General features: G+C 67.0%; 11 protein-coding genes. 10 read left to right on the plus strand and 1 reads right to left on the minus strand.

All coding sequences use genetic code 11. The features are described from left to right. Positions 1-25 precede the first annotated feature (25 nt). From Q4F19_RS02425 to Q4F19_RS02455, 7 genes are read left to right on the plus strand one after another with little or no spacing between them, the layout of a single operon-like run. Positions 26-769: an ABC transporter ATP-binding protein gene (locus tag Q4F19_RS02425; protein ID WP_303539542.1), complete on the plus strand. Its 744-nt coding sequence runs from the start codon at positions 26-28 to the stop codon at positions 767-769. A gap of 16 nt (positions 770-785) precedes the next feature. Then, positions 786-2,444 carry an ABC transporter permease gene (locus Q4F19_RS02430; protein WP_303539543.1) on the plus strand — a complete coding sequence of 553 codons (1,659 nt, stop codon included), beginning with the start codon at positions 786-788 and terminating at the stop codon, positions 2,442-2,444. Beyond that, positions 2,437-2,880: a hypothetical protein gene (locus tag Q4F19_RS02435; protein WP_303539544.1), complete on the plus strand. Its 444-nt coding sequence runs from the start codon at positions 2,437-2,439 to the stop codon at positions 2,878-2,880. The genes Q4F19_RS02430 and Q4F19_RS02435 overlap by 8 nt, the downstream gene beginning before the upstream one ends. Continuing rightward, entirely contained in the window at positions 2,870-4,324 is a 1,455-nt protein-coding gene (locus Q4F19_RS02440) for an ABC transporter permease (RefSeq protein ID WP_303539545.1), read from the plus strand. The genes Q4F19_RS02435 and Q4F19_RS02440 overlap by 11 nt, the downstream gene beginning before the upstream one ends. Before the next feature lie 49 nt (positions 4,325-4,373). Continuing rightward, entirely contained in the window at positions 4,374-5,708 is a 1,335-nt protein-coding gene (locus Q4F19_RS02445; RefSeq protein ID WP_303539546.1) for an ABC transporter permease, read from the plus strand. Positions 5,709-5,730: 22 nt separating this feature from the next. Further along, complete coding sequence (locus tag Q4F19_RS02450; RefSeq protein ID WP_303539547.1) at positions 5,731-7,080, plus strand: hypothetical protein; 1,350 nt, start codon at positions 5,731-5,733, stop codon at positions 7,078-7,080. Further along, complete coding sequence (locus Q4F19_RS02455; protein WP_303539548.1) at positions 7,077-7,493, plus strand: DUF305 domain-containing protein; 417 nt, start codon at positions 7,077-7,079, stop codon at positions 7,491-7,493. Before Q4F19_RS02450 ends, Q4F19_RS02455 begins: the two co-directional genes overlap by 4 nt. A gap of 14 nt (positions 7,494-7,507) precedes the next feature. On the opposite strand, the gene Q4F19_RS02460 is transcribed toward Q4F19_RS02455, so the two are convergent. Then, entirely contained in the window at positions 7,508-8,401 is an 894-nt protein-coding gene (locus Q4F19_RS02460) for a LysR family transcriptional regulator (protein ID WP_303539549.1), read from the minus strand. Positions 8,402-8,575: 174 nt separating this feature from the next. Between Q4F19_RS02460 and Q4F19_RS02465 the strand changes: the two genes are divergently transcribed. From Q4F19_RS02465 to Q4F19_RS02475, 3 genes are read left to right on the plus strand one after another with little or no spacing between them, the layout of a single operon-like run. Further along, positions 8,576-11,761 (plus strand): efflux RND transporter permease subunit, encoded by a 3,186-nt coding sequence (locus Q4F19_RS02465; RefSeq protein ID WP_303539550.1) that lies wholly within the window; start codon positions 8,576-8,578, stop codon positions 11,759-11,761. Continuing rightward, entirely contained in the window at positions 11,754-12,944 is a 1,191-nt protein-coding gene (locus Q4F19_RS02470; protein WP_303539551.1) for an efflux RND transporter periplasmic adaptor subunit, read from the plus strand. Before Q4F19_RS02465 ends, Q4F19_RS02470 begins: the two co-directional genes overlap by 8 nt. Beyond that, positions 12,928-14,379 (plus strand): efflux transporter outer membrane subunit, encoded by a 1,452-nt coding sequence (locus tag Q4F19_RS02475; protein WP_303539552.1) that lies wholly within the window; start codon positions 12,928-12,930, stop codon positions 14,377-14,379. The genes Q4F19_RS02470 and Q4F19_RS02475 overlap by 17 nt, the downstream gene beginning before the upstream one ends. Positions 14,380-14,397: the final 18 nt, after the last annotated feature.

The raw sequence follows: 14,397 nt of genomic DNA on the forward strand, positions 1-14,397 counted from the left end.
CCTCTCCTTCCAGGCAGGTACGCTCATGTCGATCATTTCACTGCAAGGGCTCAAGAAGACCTACAAATTGGGCGACAATATCGTCCAGGCACTTGCCGGGGTTACGCTCGATATCGCGCAGGGCGAATTCGTCGCGATCACCGGGCCGTCCGGTTCGGGCAAGTCGACGATGATGCACATCCTCGGCTGCCTCGATCGCCCGACCGAGGGCAAATATATGCTCAACGGCAAGGATGTGTCGTCGCTGCCGCGCGACGAGCTCGCCGACATCCGCAACAAGCAGATCGGCTTCGTCTTCCAGGGCTTCAATCTGCTGCCGCGCACGACCGCGGTCGAGAATGTAGAGGTGCCCCTGCTCTACACCCGCCCGGTGATGCCGGCAGCCGAGCGGCGCGAGCGGGCGATGAAGGCGCTCACCGCGATGGGCCTGCAGGATCGTTACGATCACCATCCGAACCAGCTTTCGGGCGGCCAGCAACAGCGCGTCGCGATCGCCCGCGCGCTCGTCAACGAGCCGACTTTGATCCTGGCGGACGAGCCGACCGGTAATCTCGACACCAAGACCTCGATCGAGGTGATGCGGATCCTGCAGGAGCTGCGCGAGGAGAAAGGCATCACGATCGTGCTGATCACGCACGAGCCCGATATCGCCGCCTACGGCACGCGCATCATCGCGGTGCGCGACGGCAAGATCCTGTCGGACGAGCCGAACACGCCGCGCTCGACGCTCGAGATGGCGCCCGAACAGATCATGGTGACCGCGAACTGATCGGAATATCGAAGCCATGATTCCGGGTCGCCATTTCGTCGTCCTCGCCTTCCAGGCGCTGCTCCGGAACCGGATGCAGACCGCGCTTGCCATGATCGGCGTGCTGGTCGGCGTCGCCGCGCTCGTGACGAGCCTCGCGCTCGGCCGCGGCGCGCAGGAATCGGTCGAGGATCAGCTGCGCGCGGCGGGCGCGAACCTGATCGTCGTCACTGCCGGCAATTATGCCAAGGGCAAGGAGGATCGGAGCGATCCGGACGGCAATATCGGCCATACCGGCGCACTTGATCCGCGCGATCTCGCTCCCCCCTATCTGCGAACGATGCCGCCGCTTGGCGCCCGGCTCGAACAGGTCGCCCTCAACGCGCAGCCCTTCCGCATCTTCCAAGATCGCATGGCGCCGCAGGGCGCGCAGATCCTGTACCCGATGCCCTATGGCTATGTGACCAGCGACGGCGCGCTCGCCGAGCCTGCGCGCAGCCCCGCCGACGCGCTGCTGATCCCGAGCCACTTCGAGGACGATCCGCTCGCGATCCACGATCACCCGACCGCCAAGGACCGGCTCGGCGACGTGACCGCGGGCCTCGGATCGGCCGCGACGCTGACCGTCGAGGATGCACGCGCCGTAGCCGAGCTGGCGGGCGTCCAGCATGTCGTCGCCGGCGTCCACGAAAATGCGCGCATCTTCGTCGCGAACGACAAGACCAAGCAGTGGTTCACGCGCTACCATGGCACGGAATGGGCGCTGCCCGAGCTGCGCAGCGGCTGGTCGATGATCCATGGCCGCTTCCTCTCCAAGGAGGATGGCGAGGAGAAGGCTCAGGTCATGGTGCTCGGCAAGGTCGTCGCCGATCGGTTGTTCGGCGAGGGCGTCAATCCCGTCGGCCAGATGACGACGATGTGGAACCAGCCGTTCAAGATCATCGGCGTCCTCTCCAGCCGCAGCTGGGCATCGTCACCCGTCGCCGGCGACGACCAGTTCGACGCCGTCTATGTCCCCGTCCAGACGATCGACGGGCTCCTCAACCTCAGCAAGCTCAACACGATCTCGCTCTCGGCGAAGTCGGTCGGCGACGTCAGCCGCCTCTCGACGCAAGTCAAACTGCTGCTGCGCAAGCGCCACAAGATCGGCGAGGAAGTCCCCGACGATTTCACCGTCACGACGATGGCGCAGCAGGCGATCGGCAAGGGCATTCCGCCGCAGCTCGCCCGCGTGATCTCGGGCAATCTGCAGGATATCGACCGGCTGACGATCGAGCAGATGTCCTCGTCGCTCAAGAAGACCAACATGATCATGCTGATCATGCTGGCCGGCGTCGCGACGATCTCCCTGCTCGTCGGCGGCATCGGCGTGATGAACCTGCTGCTGCTTTCCGTGACGCAGCGGACGCGCGAGGTGGGCCTGCGCATCGCGCTCGGCGCGCGCCGCAGCGACATCGCGACGCAGTTCGTGCTGGAAGCGCTGCTGCTGTGCATCATCGGCGGCGTGCTGGGGATCCTGACCGGGGTGCTAGCCTCGGGGGGGCTCCAGCGCTTCTTCTCCTGGTCCGCCGTCATCTCGCCGATGTCGGCTTTCGTCTCGCTGATCGTCGCCGCTTTGCTCGGCATCGTCTTCAGCGTTTATCCCGCGCGCCGCGCCGCGCTTCTCGATCCCATCGAGGCTCTCCGCCATGAATAAGACGCTTCTCGCCTTCGCCGCGCTGATCCTCGGCACGACGCCTGCGCTCGCCCATAACGGCGTCATCCACGAAGCCCCGCACGGGGGCATCATGAAGGCGACAAAGACCTCGCATCTCGAGATCGTTCTGGCGCCCCAGGGCGGCGCGCGCATCTATTTCATGGATGCCTCGGGCAAGCCCCTGCCCGCCTCGGCCGCCAGTGACGTGTCGGTCGAGATCGACCGGCCCGGCCAGAAGACCGAATATATCACGATGCGGCCCGATCCGACCGGAACGCTGTGGACCGGCAACGGCAAGCCCGCGAACGACCCGAAGAGCGTGATCCGCATCGGCAGCGTCGTGCGCGGCGAATCCGAGCTGATCGAAGTGCCGCGTTCGCAATTCCCGGTCTACGGCAAGGAAGCTCCGGCGAAGGGCAAGACCCATGCTCACTAATCTCCGCATGGCGCTGAAGGCGCTCACGCAGAACAAGCTTCAGGCGATCCTGACCTTGCTCGGCATGAGCGTGGGCGTGGCGATGGTCGTGATCGTCTCGGGGCTCGGCCGCGGCGCGCAGCTGCGCATCGAAAGCCAGATCGAAAGCGCCGGGCCGACGCGCATCACGATCAAGTCCGGCAATTTCACGCCGTCCGCGATCGACAATAGCGGCCAGCAGGACAGCGGCGGCGGCGAGCCCTCCGAAGGCATCGCGACGACGAGCGGCGCCGGTGGTGACGGCAGCGCGATGGCCGATCTGTCCAAGGACGAGGCGGTCCTCGATGCGCGGCGCCGCATCACAGCGCCCAAGCGGACCGAGTTCAAATCGCCGCCGACGCCGATCGACGCCGCGCAGGTCGCGGCGCTCGGCAAGCTCGACGGCGTCAAGGCAATCGCCGGGCAGATGCAGGGCAATGCGAGCCTCGATGCGAGCGCGAACCTGCCGACCACGATCCTGCGCGTCTCGGGCTTCGATGCCGCCTGGCCCGAAATGACGGGCTGGAAGCTGCGCGAGGGCCGCATGCCGAGCGCAAGCGAGCATGACAGCGGCGCGCCGGTGATGCTCGTCAGCCCCGCCGTCGCCAAGCGGCTATGGCCCGATGCGCCGTCGGCGATCGACAAGATCGTGCCGATGAGTGGCAAGCAGGTCCGCGTCGTCGGCGTCGTCAGCGGTGCCGAGGAGAAAGGCGGCTCGGTCGTCGTGCCGCTCGTCTATATCCCGAACAAGCTGGCGGGCGAACTGCTCGGCCGCAACAGCTACGACACGGTCACGATCCGCACGCAATCGATCGGCGTGACGACCAAGGTCAACAAGGAGGTTACGGCAGAGCTGCGCCGGATGCACGGCCTTGGCGAAGGCTGGGCGAACGACTTCCGCGCAGAGACGCAGAGCAACAGCGCACTGCCCGGCATGGGCTCCGATCCGCGCCTCGCCCGCGCGGTCCATTCCAATTCGGTCGGCTTCGAGCAGACCTCGTGGGAAGAGATGGCGAAGAGCCTGCGCCAGGCAGGCCGGACCTTCGGCTATCTGCTCGGCGGTGCCGCGGCGGTGTCGCTGCTCGTCGGCGGGATCGGCGTGATGAACATCATGCTCGTCTCGGTCGCCGCGCGCACGCGCGAGATCGGGCTGCGCATGGCGCTCGGCGCGCGCACGCAGGACGTGATGATCCAGTTCCTCGTCGAGGCGGTCACGCTGGCGGCGCTCGGCGGGATCATCGGTCTCGCGCTGGGCGGGGTCGGCCTCTACGTGACCGAGCACGGCTTCCACACGGCCACCGCGATCTCGCCGATCATGCTGTTCGTCGCGGTCGCGATGGCGGCGATCACGGGCATCGTCTTCGGCTTCGGCCCCGCGCGCCGCGCCTCGCTGCTCGATCCCGTCATCGCGCTGAAATCGGAATGACGATGCGCTTCTTTCCTTCCACGTCTGCCTGCCCCGATCGGAGGTCTCCATGTTCGCGCTGATGCCCGTCAATATCCGGCTCGCGCTCCGCTCGCTCAGCCGTAACCGGCTGCGGACGTTGCTCACCATGCTCGGCATGATCATCGGCGTCGCTGCGGTGCTCACGATGGTCGCGCTCGGCACGGGCGCGCGCGCCTCGGTCGAGGGCGAGGTCGGCTCGGCCGGCACCAAGCTGGTCTTCGTTCACTCGGGCAATTATATCCGTGGCGGCGCGAGCGTCGGCATCGAGGAAGGCAGCGGCGGCGCCGATACGCTGACGCTGGCCGACATGAACGCGATCAAGAGCGAGGTGCAGGGCATCAAGTTCATCAGCCCGGGCCTGAGCACGCGCACGAGCGTCACGGTCGGCGCGACCAAGGCCTTCGCCAAGATCGAGGGCGTCGCCCCTGCATATTCGGATGCCTATTCCTGGGATCTAAAGCCCGGCAAGATGTTCGAGGACAATAGCAGCCAGGCGGTCGTCGGCCGCGCGCTGGCCGATCAATTGTTCGGCAAGGGCTCCAATCCGGTCGGCAAATCGATGCAGATCCGCGATCAGGTGTTCGAGATCGTCGGAGTCACCTCGGGCGAGTCCGAGGATCACAAGGACACCGTCTTCGTCCCGTACCAGAAGCTGCAGTCCGCGCTCGGCATGCAGAATATCAAGGAAATCGTCATTGCCGCCGACAAGGCCGGCGAAGCCTCGCGCATCGGCGAGGACGTGAAGAAGGTGCTCCGCAAGCGCCACGGTCAGGGCAATGGCGCGGCGAAAAGCTATCTGTCGGCGCAAGCCGGCAGCGGCACCTCGCCCGACGATTTCACGGTCGAGACGCAGGCCGCGCAGGCGCTGACCAAGGGCCTCTACACGCCCGCCGCCGCCTTCGCGCTCGCCAACCTGCCCAAGCTGGACGAGGTCAATCTGGAAGAGATGGCCGACACGCTCGATCATGCGAGCGACACGATGACGGCGCTGCTCGCCTCGATCGCCGGCGTTTCGCTGATCGTCGGCGGGATTGGCATCATGAACATCATGCTCGTCTCGGTGACCGAGCGCACCCGTGAGATCGGGCTGCGCGTCGCCAGCGGCGCGCGCTCCAGCGATGTCGCGATGCAGTTCCTGATCGAGGCTGTGACTTTGTCGGTGCTCGGCGGGCTTATCGGGCTGGTGCTGGGCCTCGTCGCCTCGCGCCTGATCGGCTGGTCGCTGGCGTGGCCGGTGAGCGTGTCGTTCGCCGCGATGGGCCTGGCGATGGGGATTGCCGCCGCGGTCGGCCTCGTCTTCGGTATCTATCCCGCGCGCCGCGCCTCGCTGCTGGATCCGATCGACGCGCTCCGCACGGAATGAGGCCGGCGGGAGCGCGACACCGGTGACGGCCCCCGATCCCGCGCTCCCATCGCGCCATTCCAATCGCCGCCTGCTGGCGCTGGCTGCGGGCGGCGCGATCCTCCTCCTCGCGCTGCTCGCGGCGCTGCGGCTCGGTATGCCCGCACCGCTCGCGGCAAGCGATTCCGTCGATCTGCAAGCGCGCCGCTTCGTCGAGCTGGCGCTGGCGTTCGGCAAGACAGATTCGAAGGAGGTCGACAGCTATTTCGGCCCCGACGCGCTGCTGCCGAAAGAGGGCCAGCCGGCGCCGACGCTCGATGCTCTCCAGCGCGATCTTGCCGCCCTCGCTGGGGAGATTTCCGCTGAGCCGGGGCCACCCTCCCCGCGCCGCACGAGGCTCGCCAGCCGTGTGGTCCATCTCCAGGCGCTGATCGAAAGCATCCGCACGCCACATGCTTTGTCGTTCGACGAGGAGGCGAAGCGCATCTACGGAATCGATCCCGTGCCCGTGGATGCGGCGGCGATGGCGCAGGCGAAAGCCGCGCTCGGCAGGCTCCTGCCCGGTCCGGGACTACTCGCCACGCGCGTCGACGCGTTCCGCGCGCGCTACGTCATTCCCGAGGCGAAGCGCGAGGCGGTGTTCAGCCGTGCGCTCGGCGAATGCCGGCGGCGGACGCGCGCCCACTGGAAGCTCCCCGCGACCGAACGGCTCGACGTGGAATGGACGTCGGCGGCCGAAGCCGCATGGCATCGCTATCGTGGCGGCTATCATAGCGTGCTGCAGGTCAATCCGCAGGCGGTCGCCTTCCTCGGCTCGGCGCTCGATATCGCCTGCCACGAAGGCTATCCCGGGCATCATGCCCAGTTCGTGATGCAGGATCTCGCCGCGCGTCCCGCCGGCCTGCCGATCGAGGATCGCGTCGTGATCCTTCGCTCGCCGGAGACGATGTTCCGCGAAGGCGCGGCCAATTACGGGGTCGATCTCGCTTTCCCGCCCGGCGAGCGGCTCGCGTTCGAGCGCGACGTGCTGTTTCCGCTGGCCGGATTCCGCCCGGCCGAGGCGGCGCGGTTCGAGCAGGTCCGCGCGCTGATCGACGCGCTCTCGCCCGCGACCGCGCCCATCCTGCGCGACTATCGCGACGGTCGCCTCTCCGCCGACGCCGCCGCCGCCGCGCTTCAGCGCGACGCGCTCGTCTCGAGCCCCCAGGCTCTGCTCGGCTTCGTCGATGCCCTTGGAGCATATGCGCTCGGTTACACGGTCGCGCGTGACTGGGTCGCGGCGCGCGTCGCGCGCGAGGCTGGCGGCGGCGATCGCTGGCCCGTATTAGGCCGCTACGTCGCTGCCGCCGGTATGCCACCTCTTCGTTCCGACAAGCCCAAGGACCTGCCATGATCGACACGCCCCGCCCCTTCGCCCGCCGCCTCGCGCTGCTGGCGGCCCTGGCACTGGGGGCCTGTTCGTCGGGGGGCGAGGCGCCGAAGGTAACCGATCCGGTCGAGCGCGCCTTCCTCGAGGCCAATGACAAGGCGATGGGGGCGATGATGGCCGCCATGGAGGTGAAGCCGACCGGCGATGTCGATAAGGATTTCGCCTTGATGATGATCCCGCACCATCAGGGCGCGATCGACATGGCGCAGGTCCTGCTGAAATACGGCAAGAACGAGGAGCTGAAGGCGCTCGCGCGCGACATCGTTGCCAAGCAAGCCGAGGAAATCGCGCTCATGCGCCGTATAGCGGGCGACGCGCCTGCGTCTCCTGCCGAGAGCGGCAACATGGCGATGAAGCACAGCGATCATTCGATGTAGCCGGGCGGGCGGCGTCAGCCGTCGCCCGATTTCAGCATCCGCATGAACGTTCGCGCGATCGGGGAAGGCTCGGTCCCGCGAATGAGCCAGAGGCGGCTCAACGCGCCTCCTGCGATCAGTGGCCGATAGACGACGCCATCCGCCCGCAGCGCGTTTAGCGATTGGCTGATGACGGTAATCCCAAGCGCCGCCGCGACGAGCCCGAGCATCGAGCCGAGGCCATTAACCTCCTGAACGACGCGGACTTCGCGGCCCTCGCGCGCAAACAGCAGATCGACCTGCTCGTTGAAGCCCGCACCCCCGTCGGCCGAAAACATGACGAAGGGCTGATCGGCGATGTCGCCGATGCTGAGCGGGCGGTTTTCCAGCGCGAGCGGATGATCCTCGCGCAGAGCGACCAGCAAGGGCTCCTCCTGAACGAGACTGGCGATCAGCGCCGTCGGCAAGACCGGCCGATCGAGGCCGCGGATGAAGCCGAGATCGAGCTGCCCCTCGCGCAATTGGCTGAACTGCGCATCCCGCCCGAGCTCCCGCAGCGTCAGGTGGATGGCGGGATGCTCGGCGCGGAACTGCGCGAAGCTCCGCGAGACCAACGGGACGAACGGAACCGAGCTGGCGAAGCCGATCGACAACTCGCCTTCCTCGCCCTGCTGGATGCGGCGCGCGACCGCGATCGCATGCCGCGCCTGGGCAAGCGTGCGGCGCGCTTCGACGAGGAAGATGACGCCGGCGTCGGTCAGGCGGACGCGCCGGCTCGTTCGATCGAACAACTCGATCCCGAGTTCCTCCTCGAGCGCCCGGATCTGCTGGCTCAGCGGCGGCTGCGAGATGCCGAGCTTGGCAGCGGCGCGCCCGAAGTGCAGTTCTTCCGCCACACGGACGAAGTAGCGTAGGTGCCGAAGTTCCATGATCAGGTCGTAAAAGCTATCGATTGAGCCATATCATATATTTGAGGATCGATTGGCTATGGTGCAATGCGGAAAAGATGTACCGATGAGTATCGATACATACAGGTCGTCGCACGCTTCCCCCGAAGCAGCCCTCCGGGGACCGCGATCTGCCTTGGGAGCTGACGTGCGTCGATGATCGGTATCGTTAAGGTCGCGCTCTCGCGCCCGCTCACCTTTATCGTTATGGCGGTGGTGATCCTGATTGCCGGCATCGGTGCGGCGCTCAGGACTCCGGTCGATATCTTTCCCGACATTCGGGTGCCCGTCATCGCCGTCGCGTGGCAGTATGCCGGCCTTCCGCCCGAGGAGATGGCCGGCCGCATCATCACCCCTTACGAGCGCGTGCTGACGACCACGGTCAACAATATCGAACATGTCGAGAGCCAGTCGCTCCAGGGCATCGGCATCGTCAAAATCTTCCTTCAGCCGGGCGCCGACGTCCGCACCGCAACCGCGCAGGTCACCGCCGTGTCGCAGAGCGTGCTTCGCCAGCTTCCCCCCGGCGTCACGCCGCCGCTGGTTCTGAACTACAGCGCATCGACGGTGCCGATCATCCAGCTGGCCCTCTCCGGTCGCGGCCTCGGCGAGCAGGAATTGTTCGATCTTGCGCAGAACCAGATCCGCACCCAACTCGTCACGGTCCCCGGCGCGGCGGTTCCCTACCCGTCCGGCGGCAAGACGCGCCAGGTCCAGATCGACATCAATCCCGATGCACTGCAGGCGCGCGGGCTATCGGCGCAGGATGTGGGCGCGGCGATCGCGGCGCAAAACCAGATCAATCCGGCCGGCTTCGCCAAGATCGGCACGTACCAGTATAGCGTGAAGCTCAACAATGCGCCGAGTTCGATCGACGCGCTCAACGATCTGCCGGTGAAGGTCGTCAACGGCGCGACTATCTACATGCGCGACGTGGCGTATGTGCGCGACGGCGCCGCGCCGCAGACCAATGTCGTCCATGTCGATGGCGGGCGTTCGGTGCTCATCACCGTGCTCAAGAACGGCTCGACGTCGACGCTCGCGATCATCGACGGGATCAAGGACGCCATTCCGAAGATCGCCCAGGGCCTGCCGGACACGCTCAAGATAAAGCCGGTCGGCGATCAGTCGCTGTTCGTGAAGGCGGCGGTGTCGGGCGTGGTCAAGGAAGGCGCAATCGCAGCGGCGCTGACGAGCCTGATGATCCTGCTGTTCCTCGGTTCGTGGCGATCGACCGTCATCATCGCGCTCTCGATCCCGCTGGCCGTGCTTGCCGCCATCTTCGCGCTGTCGGCCGTCGGCGAAACGCTCAACGTGATGACTTTGGGCGGGCTGGCGCTCGCGGTCGGCATCCTCGTCGACGATGCAACGGTCACGATCGAGAATATCAACTGGCATCTGGAACAGGGCAAGGACGTCACCACCGCGATCCTCGACGGCGCCGCGCAGATCGTAACCCCGGCGTTCGTCTCGCTGCTCTGCATCTGCATCGTCTTCGTGCCGATGTTCGCGCTTCCTGGCGTCGCCGGCTTCCTGTTCGTGCCGATGGCGCTCGCAGTCGTCTTCGCGATGATCGCTTCGTTCATTCTCTCGCGCACGCTCGTGCCGACGATGGCGATGTATCTGCTCAAGCCGCATGCCCACACCGACGGCCATGACGCGCCGCGCTCGGGCAATCCGCTGGTTCGCTTCCAGCGCGGCTTCGAAGCCCGCTTCGAGAGCGTTCGCGAGCGCTACGTCCAATATCTGTCGCTGGCGCTGTCGCACCGCAAGCCGTTCATGATCGGCTTCATCGTGATCGTGCTCGCCTCGATGCTGCTCGTGCCGTTCCTCGGCCGCAACTTCTTCCCGGCGGTGGATGCCGGGCAGATCATGATCCACGTCCGCGCGCCGGTCGGCTCTCGGATCGAACAGAGCGCGGCCGAATTCGATCGGATGGAGCGGCGCATCCATCAGCTGATCCCCGGCGAGGAAATCGCTGCCGTCACCGACAATATCGGCCTGCCGGTGAGCGCCATCAACACGGTCTACAACAATTCAGGCACGATCGGACCGCAGGACGGCGATATCCTGATCACGCTCGGCGAGGGTCATCAGCCGACCGCCGATCACATCGCGATGCTGCGCCGCGAATTGCCCAAGAGCTTCCCCGGCTCGACCTTCGCCTTCCTGCCGGCCGATATCACGACCCAGATCCTGAACTTCGGCGCGCCCGCGCCGATAGATATCCAGGTCACCGGGCGCAACGGCAAAGACAATGCCGCATTCGCCGCCAGGGTCCTGCGCGAGATCCGCTCGGTTCCGGGCGTCGCCGATGCGCGCATCCAGCAGACCGCGCGCTATCCGCAGCTCAACGTCGACATCGATCGCACGCGGATCGGCCAATATGGGCTGACCGAGCGCGACGTGACGACGAGCCTTGCCAACACGCTGGCGGGCACGTCGCAGACCGCGCCGGTCTTCTTCCTCAATCCGGACAACGGGGTCTCCTATCCCGTCGTCGCGCAGACTCCCGAATATCAGATCGGATCGATCGGCGACCTGACGAACGTGCCAATCTCAGGCTCCGGGAGCACGACGCCGCAGGTGCTCGGCGCGCTCGGCGAGGTATATCGGACCAACACCACCCCGGTGGTCAGCCACTATAACATCCAGCCGGTCGTCGACATCTATGCGGCGACGCAGGGCCGCGATCTCGGCTCGGTCGCGAATGCGATCCAGAGTGTGCTCAAGAAGCTCGACAAGGAGAAGCCGAAGGGCGTCACGGTCACGATCCGCGGGCAATATCAGACGATGAACACCTCCTTCACGGGGCTTGGCGTCGGACTCGTCGGCGCGGTCGTGCTGATCTATCTGCTGATCGTCGTGAACTTCCAGAGCTGGCTCGATCCGTTCATCATCATCACCGCGCTGCCCGGCGCGCTGGCCGGCATCGTCTGGATGCTGTTTCTGACGGGCACGACTCTGTCGGTCCCGGCGCTGACCGGCGCGATCATGTGCATGGGCGTGGCCACGGCCAATTCGATCCTCGTCGTGTCTTTCGCGCGCGAACGGCTCGCCGAATTGGGCGATGCGACCAAGGCCGCGCTGGAGGCGGGCATGGTCCGCTTCCGCCCGGTGCTGATGACCGCGCTCGCGATGATTATCGGCATGCTGCCGATGGCGATGAGCATGGGCGAAGGCGGCGAGCAGAATGCGCCGCTCGGCCGCGCCGTGATCGGCGGGCTGATCGTCGCCACCATTGCGACCCTGTTCTTCGTGCCGACCATTTTCTGTGCCTTCCACAACCGACGCGCCGCCAAGCACAAGGCGCCCGGTCAACTCGAGCTTGCCAGTGTCTGAGAATCAGGAACTCCCCCCGCTGCCGGATGATCGGCAGACGCGGAACCTCAAGCGTTTCGGCATCGGTGCCGCGATCGTCGCGGTCGCCGTGGTCGGCTTCGGCATCGTCAGCCGCAACCGCGCCGATCATGCGCTAGCCGAGACGGCCAGCACCGCCTCGACGCTGACCGTCACGGTCGTGCATCCGACCAAGCCTGCGGAAGGCGGCGATCTCGCTCTGCCGGGCACGATCCAGGCCTTCAACAGCGCCGCCATCTATGCGCGCACCAGCGGCTATATGAATCGCTGGCTCGTCGATATCGGCGATCGGGTGACGGCGGGCCAGGCGCTCGCGATCCTTGATGCGCCCGATCTCGATCAGCAGCTCGCACAGGCGCGCGCCGATTATCAGACGACTCTCGCGCAGGAATCGCTCGCAAAAACGACCTCGGTGCGCTGGGCGGGGCTGCGCAAGCAGGACGCGGTCTCGCAGCAGGAAGCCGACGAGAAGGCCGGCGACTACAAAGCCAAGATCGCCGTCGCCAATGCGAGCCTCGCCAACGTCAAGCGGCTCGAGGCGGAGAAGGGCTTCACGATCCTACGCGCGCCGTTCGCGGGCACGGTCACCAGCCGATCGGCGCAGAACGGCGCGCTCGTCATCTCGGGCACCGCCGCCGCGCAGCCCTTGTTCACCGTCTCGGACAATCGCCGGATGCGCATCTATGTGCGCGTACCGCAGACCTATTCGGGCCAAGTGCGGCAGGGCATGGTCGTGAAGATGACGTTGCCCGAATTTCCGGGCCGTACCTTCACCGGCACGCTCACCCGCTCGGCGGGCGCGATCGACAATGCCTCGGGCGCGGTGCTCGTGCAGGTGGAGGCGCCCAATGCGAGCGGCGAGCTGAAGCCGGGCGCCTTCGTCCAGGTCAGCTTCCCGCTCAATGCCCAGTCCGGAGCGCTCCGCATTCCGGCGAGCGCTTTGATCTTCGGCGCGGACGGCACGACCGTGGCGACCGTCGATCCGTCGGGCCATGTCGCGATGAAGAAGATCGTCATCGCCCGCGATCTGGGCAAGCAGATCGAAGTCGCGCAGGGGCTCAAAACGTCCGACCAGATCGTCGATACGCCCCCGGACGCGATCCAGGCCGGCGATCAGGTCAAGATCGCTCAGGGCGCGAAGGCGGACGATGGCCGTGCGAGCTAGGATTTTCGCCAGCGCCGCGACGGCGCTGCTGCTCGCCGGTTGCTCGTTCGCTCCCGCCTACCGACCCGCGGCGACACCGACGCCCGCCGCGTTCAAGGAGGATCAGCCGGTCCCGCCCGCTGGCTGGGCCGCCGCCGCGCCGCAAGATATGGCGACTCGCGGCGCTTGGTGGACGGTCTTCGCGGATCCCGTACTCGACGATCTGGAAGCGCGCGCCGAACGGGCCAGCCCCACGCTCGCCGCCGCGATCAGCCGCTACGATGCCGCGCGTGCCGAAGTCCGCGAGGCCAAGGCCGATCTGTATCCGCAGGTCGATGCCAGCGCGCAGATCAGGCGCGAGCGGCTGTCTGGCGACCGCCCGGTCGCGCTGAGCGGTTCGGCCGAATATACGCAGCGGCTTGTCGGTGCCTCGGCACGGTACGAGCTGGATCTGTGGGGCCGCATCCGCAATGAAGTGTCCGCGCGCGGCGCCGAGGCGCAGGCGAGCCGGGCCGATCTGGGCAATGTCCGTCTCAGCCTGCAGGCCGATCTCGCCGATGCCTATCTGCGGCTGCGCGGGCTCGATGCCGAAAAGCAGCTGCTCGAGCGCACCGTCGTCGCCTACACCCGCGCGCGGGACCTGACCCAGACGCGCCACGACGGCGGCGTCGCCAACGGGCTGGACGTGAGCCGCTCGCGCACGATCCTCTCCTCGGCGCGCGCGCAATTGTCGGACGTCGCCAACAGCCGTGCCGCGCTGGAGCACCAGATCGCTGCGCTGATCGGCGAGCTGCCCTCGACCTTCGCGCTCGCCGCCGACGTGAAGCCGTTCGCGCCGCCGATCCTGCCCGCCGCACCGCCTTCGGAGCTGCTCCAGCGTCGCCCCGACGTGGCGCAGGCCGAGCGCAGCGCTTATGCCGCCAATCGCCGGATCGGTGTGGCACGCGCCGCCTGGTTCCCGACGCTCTCGCTCGGCGCGCAGGGCGGCTACAATTCCGTACGCAGCGATGTGATCTCGTCGCCGGCGAGCTTCTGGACGCTCGGGCCGGCGATGCTGGTGCAGACGATCTTCGACGGCGGCCGCCGCGCCGCGCAGGTCCGCATCAGCCGCGCCGAATATGAGACCGCCGCCGCCGACTATCGCGGCACGGTGCTCACCGCCTTCCGCGAAGCCGAGGACAGCCTCGCCGGCGCGCGCCTGCTCGCGCAGGCCTCGGTCGATCAGCGCGATGCGGCGGAGGCCGCGGCCCGGACCGAGCAGCTCGCGCTGATCCGCTATCGCGACGGCGCCTCCGATTACCTCGATGTCGTGACCGCGCAGACCGCGGCGCTCGATGCCGAGCGTTCGGCGCTCCAGGTGCAGACGCGGCGGATGCAGGCGGCGGTGGCTTTGGTCCGCGCGTTCGGCGGGGATTATCGCGACGGCGCGCCGCCGGCCCAGCCCGCCCAGCCCTAATCCCGTCGCTCCGGGCGA

This window comes from Sphingomonas natans (assembly GCF_030546695.1).
GTDB lineage: Bacteria > Pseudomonadota > Alphaproteobacteria > Sphingomonadales > Sphingomonadaceae > Sphingomonas_I > Sphingomonas_I natans.

What these genes read in the sequence shown, in the direction of transcription:
- Q4F19_RS02425 (WP_303539542.1), top strand. Translation starts at nt 26, where the DNA reads ATGTCGATCATTTCACTGCAAGGGCTCAAGAAGACCTACAAATTGGGC.
- Q4F19_RS02430 (WP_303539543.1), top strand. Translation starts at nt 786, where the DNA reads ATGATTCCGGGTCGCCATTTCGTCGTCCTCGCCTTCCAGGCGCTGCTC.
- Q4F19_RS02435 (WP_303539544.1), top strand. Translation starts at nt 2,437, where the DNA reads ATGAATAAGACGCTTCTCGCCTTCGCCGCGCTGATCCTCGGCACGACG.
- Q4F19_RS02440 (WP_303539545.1), top strand. Translation starts at nt 2,870, where the DNA reads ATGCTCACTAATCTCCGCATGGCGCTGAAGGCGCTCACGCAGAACAAG.
- Q4F19_RS02445 (WP_303539546.1), top strand. Translation starts at nt 4,374, where the DNA reads ATGTTCGCGCTGATGCCCGTCAATATCCGGCTCGCGCTCCGCTCGCTC.
- Q4F19_RS02455 (WP_303539548.1), top strand. Translation starts at nt 7,077, where the DNA reads ATGATCGACACGCCCCGCCCCTTCGCCCGCCGCCTCGCGCTGCTGGCG.
- Q4F19_RS02460 (WP_303539549.1), bottom strand. Translation starts at nt 8,401, where the DNA reads ATGGAACTTCGGCACCTACGCTACTTCGTCCGTGTGGCGGAAGAACTG.
- Q4F19_RS02465 (WP_303539550.1), top strand. Translation starts at nt 8,576, where the DNA reads ATGATCGGTATCGTTAAGGTCGCGCTCTCGCGCCCGCTCACCTTTATC.
- Q4F19_RS02475 (WP_303539552.1), top strand. Translation starts at nt 12,928, where the DNA reads ATGGCCGTGCGAGCTAGGATTTTCGCCAGCGCCGCGACGGCGCTGCTG.